Source organism: Clostridium drakei, from assembly GCF_000633595.2.
GTDB classification, from domain to species: Bacteria; Bacillota; Clostridia; order Clostridiales; family Clostridiaceae; genus Clostridium_AM; species Clostridium_AM drakei.
On record NZ_JIBU02000017.1, the window covers coordinates 1 to 17280 of the forward strand.

The 17280-nt window shown below is 29.2% G+C and carries 14 protein-coding genes and 1 riboswitch; of the genes, 6 read left to right on the forward strand and 8 right to left on the reverse strand.

Translation table 11 applies throughout. The features are described 5' to 3' along the window. Positions 1-914: collagen-like domain-containing protein (locus tag EG57_RS0209325; protein ID WP_479686498.1), on the reverse strand; the 914-nt coding region annotated here is incomplete at its 3' end. 238 nt (positions 915-1152) lie between these two features. Between EG57_RS0209325 and EG57_RS0209330 the strand changes: the two genes are divergently transcribed. After that, on the forward strand, positions 1153-2142 hold the full coding sequence (locus tag EG57_RS0209330) for a hypothetical protein (protein WP_032076964.1): 990 nt from the start codon (positions 1153-1155) through the stop codon (positions 2140-2142). Continuing rightward, positions 2142-2909: a protein-glutamine gamma-glutamyltransferase gene (locus tag EG57_RS0209335; RefSeq protein WP_032076965.1), complete on the forward strand. Its 768-nt coding sequence runs from the start codon at positions 2142-2144 to the stop codon at positions 2907-2909. The genes EG57_RS0209330 and EG57_RS0209335 overlap by 1 nt, the downstream gene beginning before the upstream one ends. Before the next feature lie 91 nt (positions 2910-3000). On the opposite strand, the gene EG57_RS0209340 is transcribed toward EG57_RS0209335, so the two are convergent. Beyond that, positions 3001-3429, reverse strand: a complete 429-nt coding sequence (locus EG57_RS0209340) for a hypothetical protein (RefSeq protein WP_032076966.1) — start codon at positions 3427-3429, stop codon at positions 3001-3003. Positions 3430-3624: 195 nt separating this feature from the next. On the opposite strand from EG57_RS0209340, the gene EG57_RS0209345 reads away from it, so the two are divergent. Further along, complete coding sequence (locus EG57_RS0209345) at positions 3625-4083, forward strand: hypothetical protein (protein ID WP_032076967.1); 459 nt, start codon at positions 3625-3627, stop codon at positions 4081-4083. A 201-nt stretch (positions 4084-4284) separates the two neighbouring features. Here the strand turns inward: EG57_RS0209345 and EG57_RS0209350 are convergent, their stop codons facing one another. After that, a complete protein-coding gene (locus EG57_RS0209350) occupies positions 4285-5142 on the reverse strand; it encodes a YitT family protein (RefSeq protein WP_032076968.1) in 858 nt (285 codons plus the stop codon). A gap of 412 nt (positions 5143-5554) precedes the next feature. Here EG57_RS0209350 and EG57_RS0209355 point away from each other — a divergent pair, with 412 nt between their 5' ends. Next, complete coding sequence (locus EG57_RS0209355) at positions 5555-5749, forward strand: hypothetical protein (protein ID WP_032076969.1); 195 nt, start codon at positions 5555-5557, stop codon at positions 5747-5749. 52 nt (positions 5750-5801) lie between these two features. Next, positions 5802-5883: riboswitch (ZMP/ZTP riboswitch) on the forward strand. Between the two features lie 52 nt (positions 5884-5935). Next, the gene (locus EG57_RS0209360) at positions 5936-7111 is read left to right on the forward strand and encodes a phosphoribosylaminoimidazolecarboxamide formyltransferase (RefSeq protein WP_032076970.1); all 1176 of its coding nucleotides are present in this window, start codon (positions 5936-5938) and stop codon (positions 7109-7111) included. Positions 7112-7175: 64 nt separating this feature from the next. Here EG57_RS0209360 and yjeM read toward each other — a convergent pair whose 3' ends face one another. The 5 genes from yjeM to aat form a co-directional block, all read right to left on the reverse strand. Beyond that, positions 7176-8696: a glutamate/gamma-aminobutyrate family transporter YjeM gene (gene yjeM, locus EG57_RS0209365; RefSeq protein WP_032076971.1), complete on the reverse strand. Its 1521-nt coding sequence runs from the start codon at positions 8694-8696 to the stop codon at positions 7176-7178. A gap of 32 nt (positions 8697-8728) precedes the next feature. Next, positions 8729-9955: a peptidase T gene (gene pepT, locus EG57_RS0209370; protein ID WP_032076972.1), complete on the reverse strand. Its 1227-nt coding sequence runs from the start codon at positions 9953-9955 to the stop codon at positions 8729-8731. Between the two features lie 406 nt (positions 9956-10361). Next, positions 10362-13010 (reverse strand): winged helix-turn-helix domain-containing protein, encoded by a 2649-nt coding sequence (locus EG57_RS0209375; RefSeq protein WP_032076973.1) that lies wholly within the window; start codon positions 13008-13010, stop codon positions 10362-10364. A gap of 32 nt (positions 13011-13042) precedes the next feature. Beyond that, a complete protein-coding gene (gene pepT / locus EG57_RS0209380) occupies positions 13043-14269 on the reverse strand; it encodes a peptidase T (RefSeq protein WP_032076974.1) in 1227 nt (408 codons plus the stop codon). A gap of 132 nt (positions 14270-14401) precedes the next feature. Continuing rightward, positions 14402-15058, reverse strand: a complete 657-nt coding sequence (aat, locus tag EG57_RS0209385; protein ID WP_032076975.1) for a leucyl/phenylalanyl-tRNA--protein transferase — start codon at positions 15056-15058, stop codon at positions 14402-14404. A 288-nt stretch (positions 15059-15346) separates the two neighbouring features. Between aat and EG57_RS0209390 the strand changes: the two genes are divergently transcribed. After that, a complete protein-coding gene (locus tag EG57_RS0209390) occupies positions 15347-17143 on the forward strand; it encodes a multicopper oxidase family protein (RefSeq protein ID WP_414629343.1) in 1797 nt (598 codons plus the stop codon). Positions 17144-17280: the final 137 nt, after the last annotated feature.

The following is a 17280-nucleotide window of genomic DNA, read 5'->3' on the forward strand; positions in this document are numbered from 1 at the left end:
CCTCTTTCGCCTCTTTCGCCTCTTTCACCTTGTTCGCCTGGGTCTCCTTGATCTCCTTGCAGACCTTGTATTCCTTCTGGTCCTTGAGGTCCCATTTCGCCTGGATCTCCTTCTTCTCCTTTTCTGCCTCTCTTTCCTCTTGGACCTCTTTCTCCCATACAGCCATGATGTCCTTTCTTTCCTCTTCTGCCTCTTTCGCCTCTTTCACCTTGTTCGCCTGGGTCTCCTTGATCTCCTTGCAGACCTTGTATTCCTTCTGGTCCTTGAGGTCCCATTTCGCCTGGATCTCCTTCTTCTCCTTTTCTGCCTCTCTTTCCTCTTGGACCTCTTTCTCCCATACAGCCATGATGTCCTTTCTTTCCTCTTCTGCCTCTTTCGCCTCTTTCACCTTGTTCGCCTGGGTCTCCTTGCTCTCCTTGTGGACCTTGTATTCCTTCTGGTCCTTGAGGTCCCATTTCACCTGGATCTCCTTCTTCTCCTTTTCTGCCTCTCTTTCCTCTTGGACCTCTTTCTCCCATACAGCCACGATGTCCTCTCTTTCCTCTTTCGCCTCTTTCACCTTGTTCGCCTGGGTCTCCTTGATCTCCTTGCAGACCTTGTATTCCTTCTGGTCCTTGAGGTCCCATTTCACCTGGATCTCCTTCTTCTCCTTTTCTGCCTCTCTTTCCTCTTGGACCTCTTTCTCCCATGCAGCCACGATGTCCTCTTCTACCTCTTTCACCTTGTTCGCCTGGGTCTCCCGTTTCTCCTTTTCTTCCCCTATGTCCTCTTGGGCCTCTTTCTCCTTCTTCCCCACAACAAGTAATATTTAAATTGCATTCACAATCTTTTTCAAACCTATGTGTATCTTTTAAACATTTATCTTCATTTTCTCTATTTTTGCATGGATAGCATTTTTTACTATGCTTTTTCATAAATCAATTTACCTCCTATGGTGAAAATAAAGATTAATCCTCTAATAGGATTTTTCTTTAATATAATTTATGATAGATTAGGTAAATTGGGAACATAGCTCAAGTAATTTTTAACAAACTGAATAAAAACTATACATTTATCTAAATAAAAAAAAACAAAAAAATCTTCTAAACTTAAAGTTTAAATTATAAATATTATTGATATGACTTTTATTGTCAGAAAGGAGTTTTTCATATAATGATAAATAATTTTGATACTCTAAATCCATTAGATAAAATTAGACTTAATAACGGAACTAATGGCTTAAGTAGCTTTTTTCACAAATCATTTCAAAACAATACTAAAGAATCTCTAAGATTAATTAATAACGAAAATTTAAATTTTGCTTCTCTATTTATACTTAAAAATAAAATTGAAGAATTAAACATACTTAATAACTTAAACTTAAGGAATAAAATTGCTTTAGAAATCACTTATGAAATATGCACTGGTAAAAAGAGTTTTAAGAATGCAGAATACCTATATTCAGATTATATACAAGGTATTAATTCTGTTTTAAAATGGATGCTAACAACAGGCTCTATAGATGATGGTATGAGTAATGAATTTGATGAAATTTTAGACACTTCTGCAATACTTTTAACAAAAATATACAGAGATAAAACTGCTTTACCTTTAATAGCAGATATGATCTTTAAAAGATATAAAAAAAAATCTCTTATTCACAACCTAGTTTGGGCTTTTTTTGAATGTGGTGATCCTAAAAGTCTAATTTTAATTGCAGAACGTCTTCAATCTCAAGATTCAAAAGATGTTGAAATTTCAAAAAAACTGCTAAACTTTATACCTGGTATAAACACGTTTAAGCACACGGATAAAAATAACTATTATTTATATTTCCTCAATTGGTTTGAAAAAAATTTTTTGTTTTTACACTTCACTGGCGAAAGTTTTCAGCAATGCAGCAACCCAATTCCATATGAAGTTATTTTAAATGCAAAATACCTTTGTGTTGCAGTATCCACAAATACAGGTAAAATATTAAAACCATTAAGAAAAGAAGAAATTGAACTTTTAAAAATATTTAATATTCTAGATTATAGCACACAATTATTGCTTGCAAATTTTTCACTTAACTTGCATCATAAAAACATACATGATTGGAATAAATGGCTTTGGTATCCTATAGCTGAACAAATAAAAATTGCTAGAATAGGAGGATTTTAATGATAAAAATCTTTGACAATGCAGTTACAAAGGATACATTGATGAAATTATATTCAATAAATAGCGTTGAAAATAGAATTTTAAACAAGCTATTTTCAAGTAAAAAACTTTATATCTACAGTTCATTAAATGAATTAAAATTCCAGATAAATTTACAGATAAACATCTCCAATACAGCTAAAGATTTGTACAATAGTAATTTACTTTTTAAAGTTTTCCGCAAATCAAAATGTAATCACATATATTGGGAGCATACTTCTGAAGGCGGTTTTCAACTAAAAAAAGAAGCAAAACCTTCTGAAGCCATAAAAGATATTTTTACCAATGGATCAAAATATGGCACTGAATGTGCTACTGCTATAGTTATCATTTTTTATAAAGCACTTCTCAATATATTCAATGAAAAAATTTTTAATGAGGTGTTTCCAAAAATATATTTATTTAACTGGCATTATATTGATCCAAATCTTTATATTGAAGACCTCAGACTAGAAGAGGACACAATCGTTGGAGATTGCAAATATTTTAAAAATCCTGATGTAAGCCCTTTAACTCCAGAATGGCAAGGTGAAAATACTATATACTTAGGTCATGGCAACTATTATGGACATGGTTTAGGAATAAAAAGTGAAGATAAAATAATTAAAGGGTTAAATGATCATAGAAAAATAGGATCCAAAAAATCTTCTTTCTTACTAAGTTCAGTAACTCGCATGAATTACAAAAATTTATACAATATGTATTATAATTACTTTTCAAAACCATAAAAATACATTTCAATCACCTAGTTACAAAATAAATTTAAAGGGAAAATACCTACAACTATGTATTTTCCCTTTAATTTAGCTATTTAATTCATTAAAAACAAATAAAAGTCTCTATTTCCCTTAAATCAATTCCAAAACGTACCCATCTGTTACCAGTCCATCTAAAACCAGAAGCAGATCTTCTTCCTACATAATTTAACCATGCCCAAAATCCTCTTCCTCTTCTTGGCCAAATATAAACATATCTGAATCTACATGGTCTCAAAGAACCTGGATCTACTGCAAATGTTCCTGGCATAAATTTTGCTTGAGCATTTTTCTTAGAAGGTGTAATGTTGGGTGGCGGGCCCATAGGTGATCCTCCCATTTGAGAAGGTGATCCTCCCATCTGTGGAGGCATTCCACCAAATTGAGGAGGTCCACCAATTTGCTGCTGCTGTCTACTCATAAATTCCATATATGGGCAGTAAAATTCGTCATCTTCTAAATCTTCATTTCTAAAATAATCGTACCAATACATCAAACTACTCCTATTTTTTTGATTACATTATATAGTATGCATTAAATTCTATATGGGTTAATATTTATGTCAAAAAAATTCTAAAGTACTATGACTTTTTCACGAACTTTATTATATATGATATATAGTAAAACCTGTTTCATTTTATGCTATAATTAAAATTGTCATATTCAATATTTTTATTAGGAGTAACTTATGGGTAAAATAATAAAATTTAGGACTAAAATAAATACATCAGAATTAAATACTAATGATTCTTCTGATGATAAAAAACTTTATATCAGAAAAGAAATAACTATTAAATTAGATGAAATTGACTATGTTCTCAATTGTGTATATAAGCAAATATTAATTAACAACAAGCTTATTATTGATGCAGAAAACAATTATAACTTTTCCAAATTAACCTATTTAAATGATTTTAATAACAAACTTCATGATATAATGTACTTTCTAACTAATAGTCATTATAATGATCCTATTATAATTAAAATTAATTTTGTAGAACTTAAGTATTTACTAGGTACTTTGGAGTTAAATTTGGAAATGTTGGAGGATTCCAAAGGAGATTCTTCAATTAACATATTAAAAAGCTTATATAATAGATTATTACCTATATATAATCTTTTTCAAAAGGAAATAATGTGTAAATAATTACTTTATGCTCATAATATTTATTTTTTATAATGTTATGCGAAGTGGAATCGCTGCTGTATACGACAATATAAAAGAGCAAATTAAGAATAGTCTTAACATTACTAATTTAGAAAAATACAATTTAATAATTAAAAATAAGCACTATCAACATTCATATAAATTTGATAGTACATCATATTTTTTATACTAAAATTTTTATTAGTGTATAGCTTTCTTCTTATAACTCTTTCCTGATGTATCAACACTTCCTATTGTTACTAAGGCATTTTCATCAAATCCATGCACAATTGACTTTAATTTAGAAATTTCCAAACGTGATACTACCACATATATCACATCTGTAGTAACACCTTTATAACCTCCTTTTCCATTAAGTAAGGTTATTCCTCTTCCAAGTCTATCCATTATAGCTTGTGATATGTCTTCATGCTTATTTGAAATAATAAATACAGCCTTTGACTCATCTATACCTTCAACTATAATATCAATAAGTTTAATTGCTATAAAATATGCGATAAGAGAATACATTGCCCTGTCCCATCCAAAAACAAAGCCTGCTGAAGTTAATATGAAAAAATTAAAGAATAATACTATCTGTCCTACTGAAAAAGTTGATCTTTTATCTAAAATTATTGCAACTATTTCAGCTCCATCTGTAGAACCTCCACTTTTTATTATTATTCCTATTCCCGTTCCTGCCATTATGCCGCCAAAAACTGAGGCTAAAAGTATATCATGGGTTATACCTGGAATTGGTTTGAAGATAGATATTCCAATAGAATAGCATACTACAGAAAATAAAGTTGATATGGTAAATGTTTTTCCAATTTGCTTATATCCAATAACAAAAAACGGTACATTAAGTATAAAGGTGAGTATACCAAGAGGTATGTTAGTAAAATGACTTATCATAATTGATATTCCAACTATTCCACCATCTATAATATTATTGGGAATTAAAAACATCTCTAACCCAATAGAATATAAAGTTGCACCCAGAATCATTAATATAACCTTAGTCGTTTTCGAATAAATATTCATGTACTTTTTTATCATCAAATTCCCCCTTAACGTATTATAATAAATAATATTTCTATAATTTATATTTTCATTTCTTCATAGTAGTACTTAATAAATGTGTAAAATACTCAGCCTATTTTACATATATTATATTAATATTATATCAAAAATTATTATATCACACAATTTTTAATGTTTAAGATTAAAAATAACTTTACATTACTTCCAAATTAATAACAATATTCTCTATTATTAACCAATAATAATAGAAAAATTCAACAAAACCATTGTAAAAACGTTTTCAAAGGAATATAATAATATTAATAAGTAGTAACTTTTATTAATATATTATTTATTAAATATTAGATAAATATATTTTTAAATGCAATCATTCATTAATATTAAAACTATAATTTTATTTAAATCATAGTATGGAGGTGTGTGTATTATGGTAAGTTTGAATTTTTTAAATGAAGAAGCAATAGATAAAAATGAAGAGCTAACTAAAATAATAAACAACCCTGAAAAGCACTATAATATTGAAGAAAATCAAACAAAGGATGATAACAGTGATTTTTCAATACTTTATATTGTATTTTCAGCTCTTCCAATGATTATATTATTAATTTTGTTTAGTTTATAATAAAATTTTAATTCATGTTTGACTTAGTAATTCATATAAGTTATACTTTATTTAGTAATCATGTAACTGGCGGAAATGGAGTTAACCATAAGAAGCATGATTTAAGAAAGTTATCGACCGCCTGGGTAGAATATATTATTTTACCCAGGCGTTTTTTGCTTTATTTTATTTTTGGAGGTTAAGTTTATGAAAAATCAAGAAATTATACTTAAGTATGGATGTAATCCACATCAAAAGCCAGCAAAAATTTATGCTGAAAATAAAACATTGCCTTTTAAAATACTAAATGGTAATCCTGGTTACATTAATTTTATGGACGCCTTTAATTCATGGCAATTAGTTAAAGAATTAAAAATAGCTACAGGATTTCCTGCTGCTACTTCCTTTAAACACGTAAGTCCTGCTGGTGCTGCAGTAGGACTTCCATTAAGTGATGTATTGAAGAGATCCTACTTTGTATCAGATATTGATTTATCTCCTGTAGCTTGTGCTTATGCACGTGCTAGAGGTGCAGATAGAATGTCATCTTTTGGTGATTGGGCTGCTATAAGTGATGTAGTAGATCTTCCTACAGCACAAATTTTAAGTAAATCTGTTTCAGATGGCGTAATTGCATTAGGATATACTGACGAAGCTTTAAAACTTTTAATGAGAAAGAAAAAAGGAAATTATTGTATCATTCAAATGGATTGGGATTATGAACCTTATGAAATAGAAAAGAGGCAAATATATGGAATAACCTTTGAACAAAAAAGAAATAATGTGTTAATAAAAGAAGATATGCTTAATAATATAGTTACTATTAATAAAAACATTAGTGATGAAGCTAAACGCGATTTACTTATTTCCATGATTACTTTAAAATATACTCAATCCAATTCTGTTTGTTTTGTCTTAAATGGTCAAGTAATTGGTGTTGGTGCAGGACAGCAGTCCCGTATACATTGTACTAGACTTGCTGCATCTAAAGCAGATATATGGTTTTTAAGACAACATCCAGCTGTTCTTAATCTTCCTTTTAAAGATGATGTTTCAAGGCCAAATAGAGATAATGTTATAGATCAATATCTTAGAGATGATATTACCCCTATGGAACTAAAAGAATGGAAAAATGTATTAAAAGAAATACCAGATAGATTAACAAAAGAAGAAAAAAACACCTGGCTTTCAAATTTGACTGGAGTTTCTTTAGGTTCAGATGCATTTTTCCCATTTAGAGATAACATAGATAGGGCCGCTCAAAGTGGAGTTAAATACATTGTACAACCTGGAGGATCATTAAGAGATAATCTAGTAATAGAAGCCTGTGATGAGTACAATATAGCTATGTCATTCTCTGAAACAAGATTATTTCACCATTAGAAAATACATAATATATAAAATAGGTTGTACCAAATGGTACAACCTATTTTATGTGTTATATGTTTTATGCATCATGCGATGTTAAATGTTTCTTATTTCTCTTTTCATATGAATTATACATTACATACGCAACTATAGCAAAGAAGATTGGTCCTGCTATACTCCAAATTGTTATTGACATATTGCCATCTATAGCTGGTTCAATTATTGAAAATACATTAGCAAAGCCTACTGTCAATACAACTACTATTGTCCAAATGTTAGCTGATGCCTGAGTCTTAAACACCTCAAATGGTTTATGAATTTCTGTTTTCTTTTTAAATGCTGGAAAAGCCATAGCTATAAACATATATGGTAGAGTCATAGCTACATTAGTCATAGCTACTAGTATATCAAAGAATTTAGTCATTGAATCTCCACCAAAAGCTACCATTAATATCATTACACAAACTACAATAGCTTGAAGCCACATAGCATTTATTGGCATTCCATTTTTAACTTCTCCCATTTTTCCAGGCCATAATTCTTTTGGTGTACCCTCAATTAACTGCTTTAATGGTGAGAACATCAGTGTAAAAAATGCACCTGCTAATGCTAAGAACATTGAAAGTCCTACAAATCTAGCAACACCATGAGCCATAGCAGTAGCCGTAGCTTGACTTGCCCCAAAGGCAGTACCTAGCGAATATCCTAAATTGGACATAACTACATAAGCAGCATTTCCTAAGTTAACATCTTTAAGATTCATTACATTTGCCCAGTTAGTAAATATACCAACTAAGAATATACCTGCTGAATATCCTATAGCTATAACAGCAGCAGATATAGCTACCCCTTTAGGAAATGTTTTTTCTGCATTTTCAGTTTGGTCAACCAATCCACCAACAACTTCTATACCACCATATGCAAATATAGCATAAACTATAAAAGCTAATGAAACAATTGTGTTTCCAACAAATTTAGGATTTGGTGATTGTGTAAATGATTTTAATCCTTCAATTGGTTGTGCTAATTGTCCATGATTTCCTATAAGTACTGCTATAGCACCAATCCAGACAATTATATTTAATGCTGCAACTGCAGTACCACCTAGTGAAGTTACTTTTTTTATTTTGTCTAATCCCTTTGTAGACGTAACAGTTACAAATAATATCCATAATACTCCTAATATACCTAATGCTTTAGGTCCTGCAAAACCAAATAAAGACCAATTTTTTGTTGTATCCTGACCAAATATAGCATTAGATATTGGAACCCATATACCAGATCCAACATTAACCATCCAAATTACATAGGAAGCATACCACATAAATGTTGCCATAAATGCAAACTTAGCACCTATAGATTTTTCCATCCATGAGTAAATTCCACCTTTTTCATTTTTAAAAGCTGCACCAAACTCAGCCATCATTAATGCAAATGGAAGAAAGAAAGTTATTCCTGACAAAATAAACCAAGGAATAGCTGCATAGCCCATTTTATAGAAAGACCTTGGAATATTATTAAATCCATAAACAGAAGTAAAAATCATCAATACTAATGATACCAGTGTTAATTTTTTTGCTGAACTTTCACTTGAAGACATTTTTTATCCCCCTCTATTTTTCTAAATTTTTATTACATTTTCTCATACAATTCAATTATTTTAAGTATTACTTCTACAGCTTTTTCCATGGAGTATACAGGAATATATTCATATTTTCCATGAAAATTATGACCACCTGTAAATATATTTGGTGTAGGAAGTCCCTTAAATGATAGCATAGCTCCATCAGTCCCACCTCTTATAGGTTGAACTTTAGGGACAACGTTTACTTCCTTCATTGCTTGAAAAGCAATATCAACAACATGCTTTACAGGTTCAATCTTTTCTTTCATATTTCTATACTGATCTTTTATTTCAATCTCAACTGTGTTTTCGCCATATTTTTCATTCAATTTTTTCACAACACTAGTCATAAATTCTTTTCTTTTTTCAAAGTTTTTCTCATCAAAATCTCTTATTATATATTGAAGTTTTGTTTCTTCTACTCCTCCATTAAGTGTAACTATGTGGTAAAAACCTTCATATCCTTCTGTTGTAGCTGGCGTTTCATTTTGTGGAAGCATACTCATAAATTCTCCAGCAATAAGCATTGAATTTATCATTGTTCCTTTGGCACTTCCAGGATGTACGCTTCTTCCATTTATAGTTACTTTACCGCTTGCTGCATTAAAATTTTCATACTCCAATTCTCCAATAGCACCGCCATCTAGAGTATAAGCTAAATTTGCATTAAATTTTTCAACATTAAAGTGATCTGCACCTCTTCCTACTTCTTCATCTGGAGTAAATGCAATTTTAATGGTTCCATGTTTAACTTCAGGATTATTAATTAAATATTCCATAGCAGTAACAATTTCAGAAATTCCTGCTTTATCATCAGCACCTAACAAAGTTGTTCCATCTGTTGTAATAAGAGTTCTACCAATATAATCCTTCAATTCTGGAAAATCCTTTGGAGAAAGTATTACATTTTTTTCTTCATTTAAAACTATATCTTTACCATCATAATCTTCAATAAATTTAGGATTTATATTTTTTCCTGAAATTTCTGGACTTGTATCCATATGAGCAATAAATCCTATAGTAGGAATTTCTTTAGTGGTATTTGATGGTAACGTTGCCATGACATATCCATTTTCATCTATTGAAACTTCCTTCATTCCCATTTCTTCTAACTCTTTTACAAGAGCTTTTCCTAATACAAGCTGTCCTGAAGTAGTTGGTACAGTTTCTACTTCTTCATTTGATCTAGTATCAAAACTTATGTAATTAATAAATTTCTCTACAACATTAGACATATTAATCTCCTCACAATCTATAATGTAAAATAATTTCAAGCATTAGGCACATGGAATAAAATAACAGTCCATAGAATTATTAAAAATATTATGTTTCACACTGACTAGTTATTTTTTGAATATGCCTTTAGCTAAATTAAATATTAATATTGACTTTATCAAGTTCTGCAGAACTAATTTAAAATGCTGACAATTTATTGTCAATTATGTAATTACACTATATCACTTTTTTTTTAAGTATTAACCATCTTAAAGTATGACTAAGAAGGTTGAAATAAGTTAATAAGTTTATCATACTTTAGGTTAATTGCATATATATACATTTAAAAATACTGAAAATAGTATGAGATGTCAAAAGCATTTAGAATAAACTCCTTCATATTCTAATACTTGACATCCCCTCATTTTAAATAATTCCTATTTCTTTTGCCTTTGCCACAGCTTGAACCCTATTGCGTACTCCTAATTTACTGAATATGTTTAATATATGACTTTTTGTAGTACTTTCTGTAATAAACAAAGCTTTAGCAATTTCTGAATTTTTTGCTCCACTTTCTATGAGCATTAATACTTCTTTTTCTCTTTTGCTTATTATTTCATTGTTTTCTTCAGTTGAATATAAACTTAATATTTTGTTTAAATATTCTCCCATTTTATAGTAACCCTTATTAAATTTCATAGATTTAATAGTTTTTAATAAAACTTTATTTGCTTTAACTTGTTTTAATAAAAATATTCTAATAAATCCATTTTCAAATCCAATGATTAAAGCTTCTCTTAAATCTCTAGTTGCATTTTCGTATTGATCATTTTGAGAAAAAATTTCTGCTCTCATAATATAAGCTCTTATAATCAAATATTTATTATCCTTTTGTGAAGTTAAAATTTTATTTAACAGCATCAATGCATCATCACTTTTTTCTTTATAAATTAATATTCTTGAAAAAATAATAAGTTCTTCTTGAATTTTAAAGTCCCTCTTTGTAATATATTTTTCTACTGAATTAATTTCTCCACATTCTATAAGTCTTCTCATTTTTAATACCTTAAAATTATCTTTTAATTTATGAAAATAATATTTATCCAAAAGCCTATAATCATCATATTTTTGTGATAATTCTTCTATTTTTTCATAAATCTTATTTAATTCATTTCTTTCATTTCTTGGATTCTTCTCCAAAACAATTCCTGAATAAACATAGTATCCTAAAAAAGCTGTATAACTATCCCATTCTTCTTCTACAAACTTTAATCCTTTTATCACATATTCTTCAGCTTTATTAACATCATTTTTTTCATAATAAATTAATGCTAATGCTATATAAAAAACTGCTATATGTGAAGATTTTTTTAATTCTTCATTTATATTGCTCCCAAGGCAAGTGTTGCACATATTTTCACATTGTATTAATTCTCCTGTAAGTAATTTTACAAAGATAATAACTCTACTAGCAGATAAATATAAAATATCCTCACCATATGACTGACTTAATATTAGAGCTTCATGAAAATATTTTTTTTCTAAATCAAATTTTTTTAAATAAAAATTTATTATACCTAATTTCAAATTTATTATTGTATGCCAAAATATATCATCTTTCAAATATACAAGAGCATCTTCATAATGCTTTATACTTTTCTCATATTCTGATTTTATAAAAGTTTTATCTCCTCTTATAATAGATAGCACACCAATACATTCCTTTTTATAATTTTCATTCTCACAGTTTTCCAGCGCTTTTTCAGTAAATTCCAAGTACTTAAAGTAATTTATATCATCATATATATAGGTACTCATATGGACTATACAAAATCTAGGATTTTTTATAATAATATCCTGAGGCATACTTTTTAACCAACCTAATACATAAAAATGCTCATTAGTAAAAATTTTTTTAACACTTTTTTCTTCAATTAATTTTATTGCTTGTTCATAATTTTCCACATATATATATTGGTTAACAGCACTGTTTACACATCCACTTTTTTCATACCAATTAGCTGCTCTGTTACTAACTTCAGAGACTTCTTCTCTATTTACACCATTTAGTTTACTCATTAAAAATTCTTTAAAAAGCTTATGATATCTGAATGATTTTCCATCATAATCCAATTTATTAATAAACAAGTTCATATCACATAATTCTTCTAAAATTTGTTGGCTATTTTTTTTACAAATTACGGCATTACATAAATCTGCATTTAACTCATCCAAAATACAAGTTTTTAATAAAAATTCTTTAATTTCTCCCGATTCATCATTAAAAATTTCTTCACCAAAATAATCCTGAATATATTCATTATTACCACTAAACTTTTCTTCTATTTCACTTATATCTTTTCTTCCATTCATGGACAATGCGGCAATTTGGATTCCAGCTATCCAACCTTCTGTAACTTCATTTAACTTTTTTATACTTTCTTTTGATATTCTAACTTCCATGTTTTCATTAAGAAATTCTGAAGCTTCCTTAAGTGAAAAATTTAAATCTCTCATATCTATTTCAGTTACTTCACCATCCAATCTTAATTTAGAAACATTTATATTTGTTTTTGACCTACTTGTTATTATGATATGGACATTATCAAAAATTCCATCAATAAAATGCTTAATTTCCATGAGTATATCCTTATTTTCTATAAAATGAAAATCATCTATTAAGAATATTAAAGTATCATTTATAGTTGAAACACTATTTAAGACCACATCTACTATTGATTCAATAGGAATTTCCTGATTATCGTTAAAATTATTTTTTTTATCTTTAGAATCCTTAAATTTTTCAATGGCTGTGATAAATGAACTCCAAAAAACATCTAATTTATCATCTCTTTCATCTAAAGAAACCCATATTATATTATTCTCTAACTCTCTTGAATATATCCATGAAATAACAGATGTAGTTTTTCCACTGCCTGCTGGCGCAGATATAATTGTAAGTTTAGTATTTAAAGCTTCATCTAACTTTTTTAAAACTTTTTCTCTAAGAATAATTTTGCATTTCTTTTTTGGAATTACAAATTTAGTTTTATTGTGTTTATAATTTAATATCATTTTTCACAACTCCTAAATAATTCAGTTAATTTTTACATTTCTGCAAATAACTCTATTATTTTCAATATTACCTCTACAGCCTTTTCCATAGCATAAGTTGAAATATATTCATACTTACTATGAAAATTATGACCTCCTGCTGATATATTTGGAGTAGGAAGTCCCATGTAAGATAATCTTGCTCCATCCGTTCCTCCTCTTAATGGTGTAACATCTGGAAATATATTTACTTCCTTCATAGCTTCAATAGCTATATCTACAATATATTTTACAGCCTCTATCTTTTCCTTCATATTTCTGTATTGCTCAATTATTTCAAGATCAACTGTACCTTCTCCATACTTCTTATTTAAATCTTGCACAATTTTTTCAATAAACTCTTTTCTTTCTTCAAACTTTCTATCTTCAAAATCTCTTATTAAGCAGTGAATTTTTGTTTCTTCAACATTGCCCTTAATGGCTTCCACATGATAAAACCCTTCAGATCCTTCTGTATTTTCTGGAGTTTCATTTTCTGGAAACATATTCATAAGCTCTGCTGCAATTCTCAAAGAATTTACCATCCTTCCTTTAGCTTCTGCTGTATGAACACTTCTTCCATTTATAGTTATCTTAGCATTTGCTGCATTGAAATTTTCATATTTTAATTGTCCTATGGCCTCATCATCTACCGTATATGCCAAATCGGCTTTGAACTTTTCAATATCAAAATATTCTCCTATTTTCCCAATTTCCTCATCTGTAGTAAATGCAATTCTTATAGTACCATGCTTAATCTTAGGATTTTTTATTAAAAAGTCCATAGCAGTAATAATCTCTGCTATTCCTGCCTTATCATCTGCTCCAAGCAAAGTAGTTCCATCTGATGTAATTAGAGTCTTACCTATATAATTCTTAAGCTCTGGAAAATCTTTAGGCGAAAGAATTATATTCTTTTCTTCATTTAATATTATGTATTCTCCATTATAATTCTCTACAAATTTTGGCTTCACATTAGTTCCCGAAACTTGAGGACTAGTATCCATGTGTGCAATAAATCCTACTACTGGAACATCTTTATCAATGTTTGCTGGCAAAGTTGCCATTATGTATCCATTTTCATCTAAACAAATATCTTCCATTCCAATCTCTTCTAGTTCTTTCACTAATTCTTTACCTAATTGTAATTGTCCTAATGTAGTAGGATGTGTTATGGAATTTTCATCAGATCTAGTATCATACTTTACATATTTAATAAATCTTTCTACGACTTTAGACATTATTATCTCTCCTTAGAATAAAAACTTTTTCAAATACAATCCACCTAAAGTATGATTTATGCAAGTAGATTAGTCTTATTATATCATTATTTTATAAAAATAGTCTAGAACACAAATCATTATAATCATCTTTTATTCAAAAACTTTTTTTGATTCTTTTTTTACAATCTCTAAGAATTTCTCTCTTGAAATGTTCACTGCTCCTAAACTCTCAAGATGCTTACTATATACTTGACAATCGACTATAACAAAGTTTTCATCCTGTAACTTTTTACAAAGAATAATCATGGCAGTTTTAGATGCGTTATCCATAGTAGAAAACATTGATTCACCAAAAAAGCATTTTCCAATAATTATTCCATATAATCCACCAACCAATTTATTTTCATACCAAGTTTCTACAGAATGTGCATAGCCCATATGATGAAGTTTACAATAAGCTTCTATCATATCATTTGTAATCCATGTTCCACTTTCTTTCCTAACTCCTGCACAATTAGATATTACATCTCTAAAACAGGTATCAAATGAAACTTTATATATATTTCTTTTTAGTACCTTCTTCATAGAATGAGAAATTCTAATATCCTTAGGATAAAGAACAAATCTAGGATCTGGCGACCACCAAAGTATAGGTTCATCTTCTGAAAACCATGGGAATATTCCATTACTATATGCAAGTATCAATCTTTCAGTAGACAAATCACCATACGCAGCTAAAAGTCCATCCTCTTCTGCAAGGGATGGGTCTGGAAATATTAAATCCTCTGATAATTTAAAAAATGGCATAAATAAAAGCTCCTTTCAAATGTACAACTTACCATATTTATTCACTATTTTATTATAACATTTTGATATTTAATAAAAATATAATTAATATTGAATTATTGAATTTTATAATTATAGAAATATTAAAATTATGCATTTTTCTAAAATACTATAACATATTATAAAAAAACTTCATATTATATTCTAAAGATATAATGTGAGAAATTCATCACATTATTATTTTGACAAATGTTGTTAATGTAGAATACAGCAAGGAAATTCCTTGCAGTGAATAAGAAAGGAGTTTTTATGGACACTTTACTTCCTGCAAATATAATTCCTAAATTTCAAAATCAATTGTTAATACCACCTATTTATAAGCCTACTATAATTATAGATCCTAATACCGGAAGAGTATTAAGTCATAATTATGTTATTACTATAAGACAATTCAGTCAACAAATTTTACCTAAAAAATTTCCACAAACTATAGTGTGGGGATATAGTGGAAATGTTATAGATTCTTTATCTGGTTCAACTATCAATAATTTTTATAGTTCACCTGGTCCTACCTTTCAAGCTGAACGTAATATCCCAATTAATGTTCAATGGATCAATGCTATTAAAACACCGAATCTATTACCAGTAGATCCAACTTTATGCTGGGCAGATCCTAATGGATTAGGAATGGTATCACCTCAGTCAGTTCCACCATTTCCACCAGGATTACCAAAAGCACAAATGCCTGTACCAATAGTTACTCACATCCATGGAGGTGAAAACAGTTCTATTTTTGATGGACACCCTGATGCCTGGTTTACTGCTGATGAAAAAAAAGTAGGTTCTGCATTTATAACTTCGGTTTATAACTATCCGAACAAACAGCCTTCAGCTACACTATGGTATCACGATCATGCTATGGGCATAACGAGACTTAACGTATTAATGGGGCTTGCTGGTTTCTATATTGTAAGAGATCCTAAAAATAAATTAGATTATAGCGAATGTATACTACCAAACAAAAAATATGATATACCAATTGTAATTCAAGATAGATCTTTTAATAAAGATGGATCTTTTAATTTTCCTACAAAAGGTATAAACCCAGATATACATCCATATTGGATGCCAGAATTTTTTGGAAATACTATCATGGTAAACGGACGCGTATGGCCAAATTTAAATGTAGAAAAACGTCAATATCGCTTTAGATTATTAAATGGCTCCAATGCAAGATTTTATAAATTGAAATTTTCCAACAATATGCCATTTATGCAAATTGCTAGTGATGGAGGATATTTAGCTCATGCTGTAAAACTTAGCTCACTAATTTTAGCTCCTGGTGAAAGAGCTGAAATTCTTGTAGATTTTTCCAATGAACATTCTAAAAACAAAATAATTCTTCAAAATTATGCAAATGCACCTTACCCAATGGGAGATGCACCAGATCCTAATACTACTGGACAAATTATGCAGTTTACTATAATAAATTCTCATTCTAAAACTCCTAATAAATTACCTAAAACTCTGAATAAAATTACTAAATTAAAAGTAGATTCTAAAAAAAGAATATTAGTATTATTTGAAGTTCAAGGACCAAATGGTCCCAAAGAAGTTTTGCTAAATGGTCAAAATTGGTCTGCACCTGTTTCTGAATTACCAAGGGTAGGTTCAACAGAAGAATGGGAATTTGTTAACCTTACTCAAGATGCTCACCCTATGCACCTGCATTTGATACAATTTCAAGTTTATAACCGTCAAGCCTTTAAAGTTGAAGAATACACAAATGACTGGATTGCTCTTAATGGAAATCCTCCATTAAATCATCCTACAAAACGTTTATCTGTAAAGCCATACCTTATAGGAAATCCCATCAATCCAGATCCTAATGAAGAAGGTTGGAAAGATACTGTTAGAGCAAATCCAGGAGAAGTTACAAGAATAAAAGTTCGTTTTGCTCCACAAGATATAGATCCTAAATTAACTTCTCCAGGAAAAAACTTTTATTCTTTTAATCCTGAAATAGGTCCAGGTTATGTATGGCATTGTCATATACTTGATCATGAAGATAATGAAATGATGAGACCTTACAAAATAATTTTATAAATTATAATACTATTGATTAAATCCATTTAATTAACTTTTACAATATAAGCACATTGCGACGCAAAGATGCAGTGAAGGTTTGGATTTTAACTTTTACTCCGTGATATATGATAAGTGTTTCATCACGGCTAAATGTT

Bases quoted from the DNA above. Each gene is read 5' to 3' on its own strand.
- EG57_RS0209345 (WP_032076967.1), top strand. From the start codon at position 3,625: ATGGGTAAAATAATAAAATTTAGGACTAAAATAAATACATCAGAATTA.
- EG57_RS0209355 (WP_032076969.1), top strand. From the start codon at position 5,555: ATGGTAAGTTTGAATTTTTTAAATGAAGAAGCAATAGATAAAAATGAA.
- pepT (WP_032076972.1), bottom strand. From the start codon at position 9,955: ATGTCTAATGTTGTAGAGAAATTTATTAATTACATAAGTTTTGATACT.
- EG57_RS0209350 (WP_032076968.1), bottom strand. From the start codon at position 5,142: ATGATAAAAAAGTACATGAATATTTATTCGAAAACGACTAAGGTTATA.
- EG57_RS0209390 (WP_414629343.1), top strand. From the start codon at position 15,347: ATGGACACTTTACTTCCTGCAAATATAATTCCTAAATTTCAAAATCAA.
- pepT (WP_032076974.1), bottom strand. From the start codon at position 14,269: ATGTCTAAAGTCGTAGAAAGATTTATTAAATATGTAAAGTATGATACT.
- yjeM (WP_032076971.1), bottom strand. From the start codon at position 8,696: ATGTCTTCAAGTGAAAGTTCAGCAAAAAAATTAACACTGGTATCATTA.
- EG57_RS0209340 (WP_032076966.1), bottom strand. From the start codon at position 3,429: ATGTATTGGTACGATTATTTTAGAAATGAAGATTTAGAAGATGACGAA.
- EG57_RS0209375 (WP_032076973.1), bottom strand. From the start codon at position 13,010: ATGATATTAAATTATAAACACAATAAAACTAAATTTGTAATTCCAAAA.
- EG57_RS0209330 (WP_032076964.1), top strand. From the start codon at position 1,153: ATGATAAATAATTTTGATACTCTAAATCCATTAGATAAAATTAGACTT.
- aat (WP_032076975.1), bottom strand. From the start codon at position 15,058: ATGCCATTTTTTAAATTATCAGAGGATTTAATATTTCCAGACCCATCC.
- EG57_RS0209360 (WP_032076970.1), top strand. From the start codon at position 5,936: ATGAAAAATCAAGAAATTATACTTAAGTATGGATGTAATCCACATCAA.
- EG57_RS0209335 (WP_032076965.1), top strand. From the start codon at position 2,142: ATGATAAAAATCTTTGACAATGCAGTTACAAAGGATACATTGATGAAA.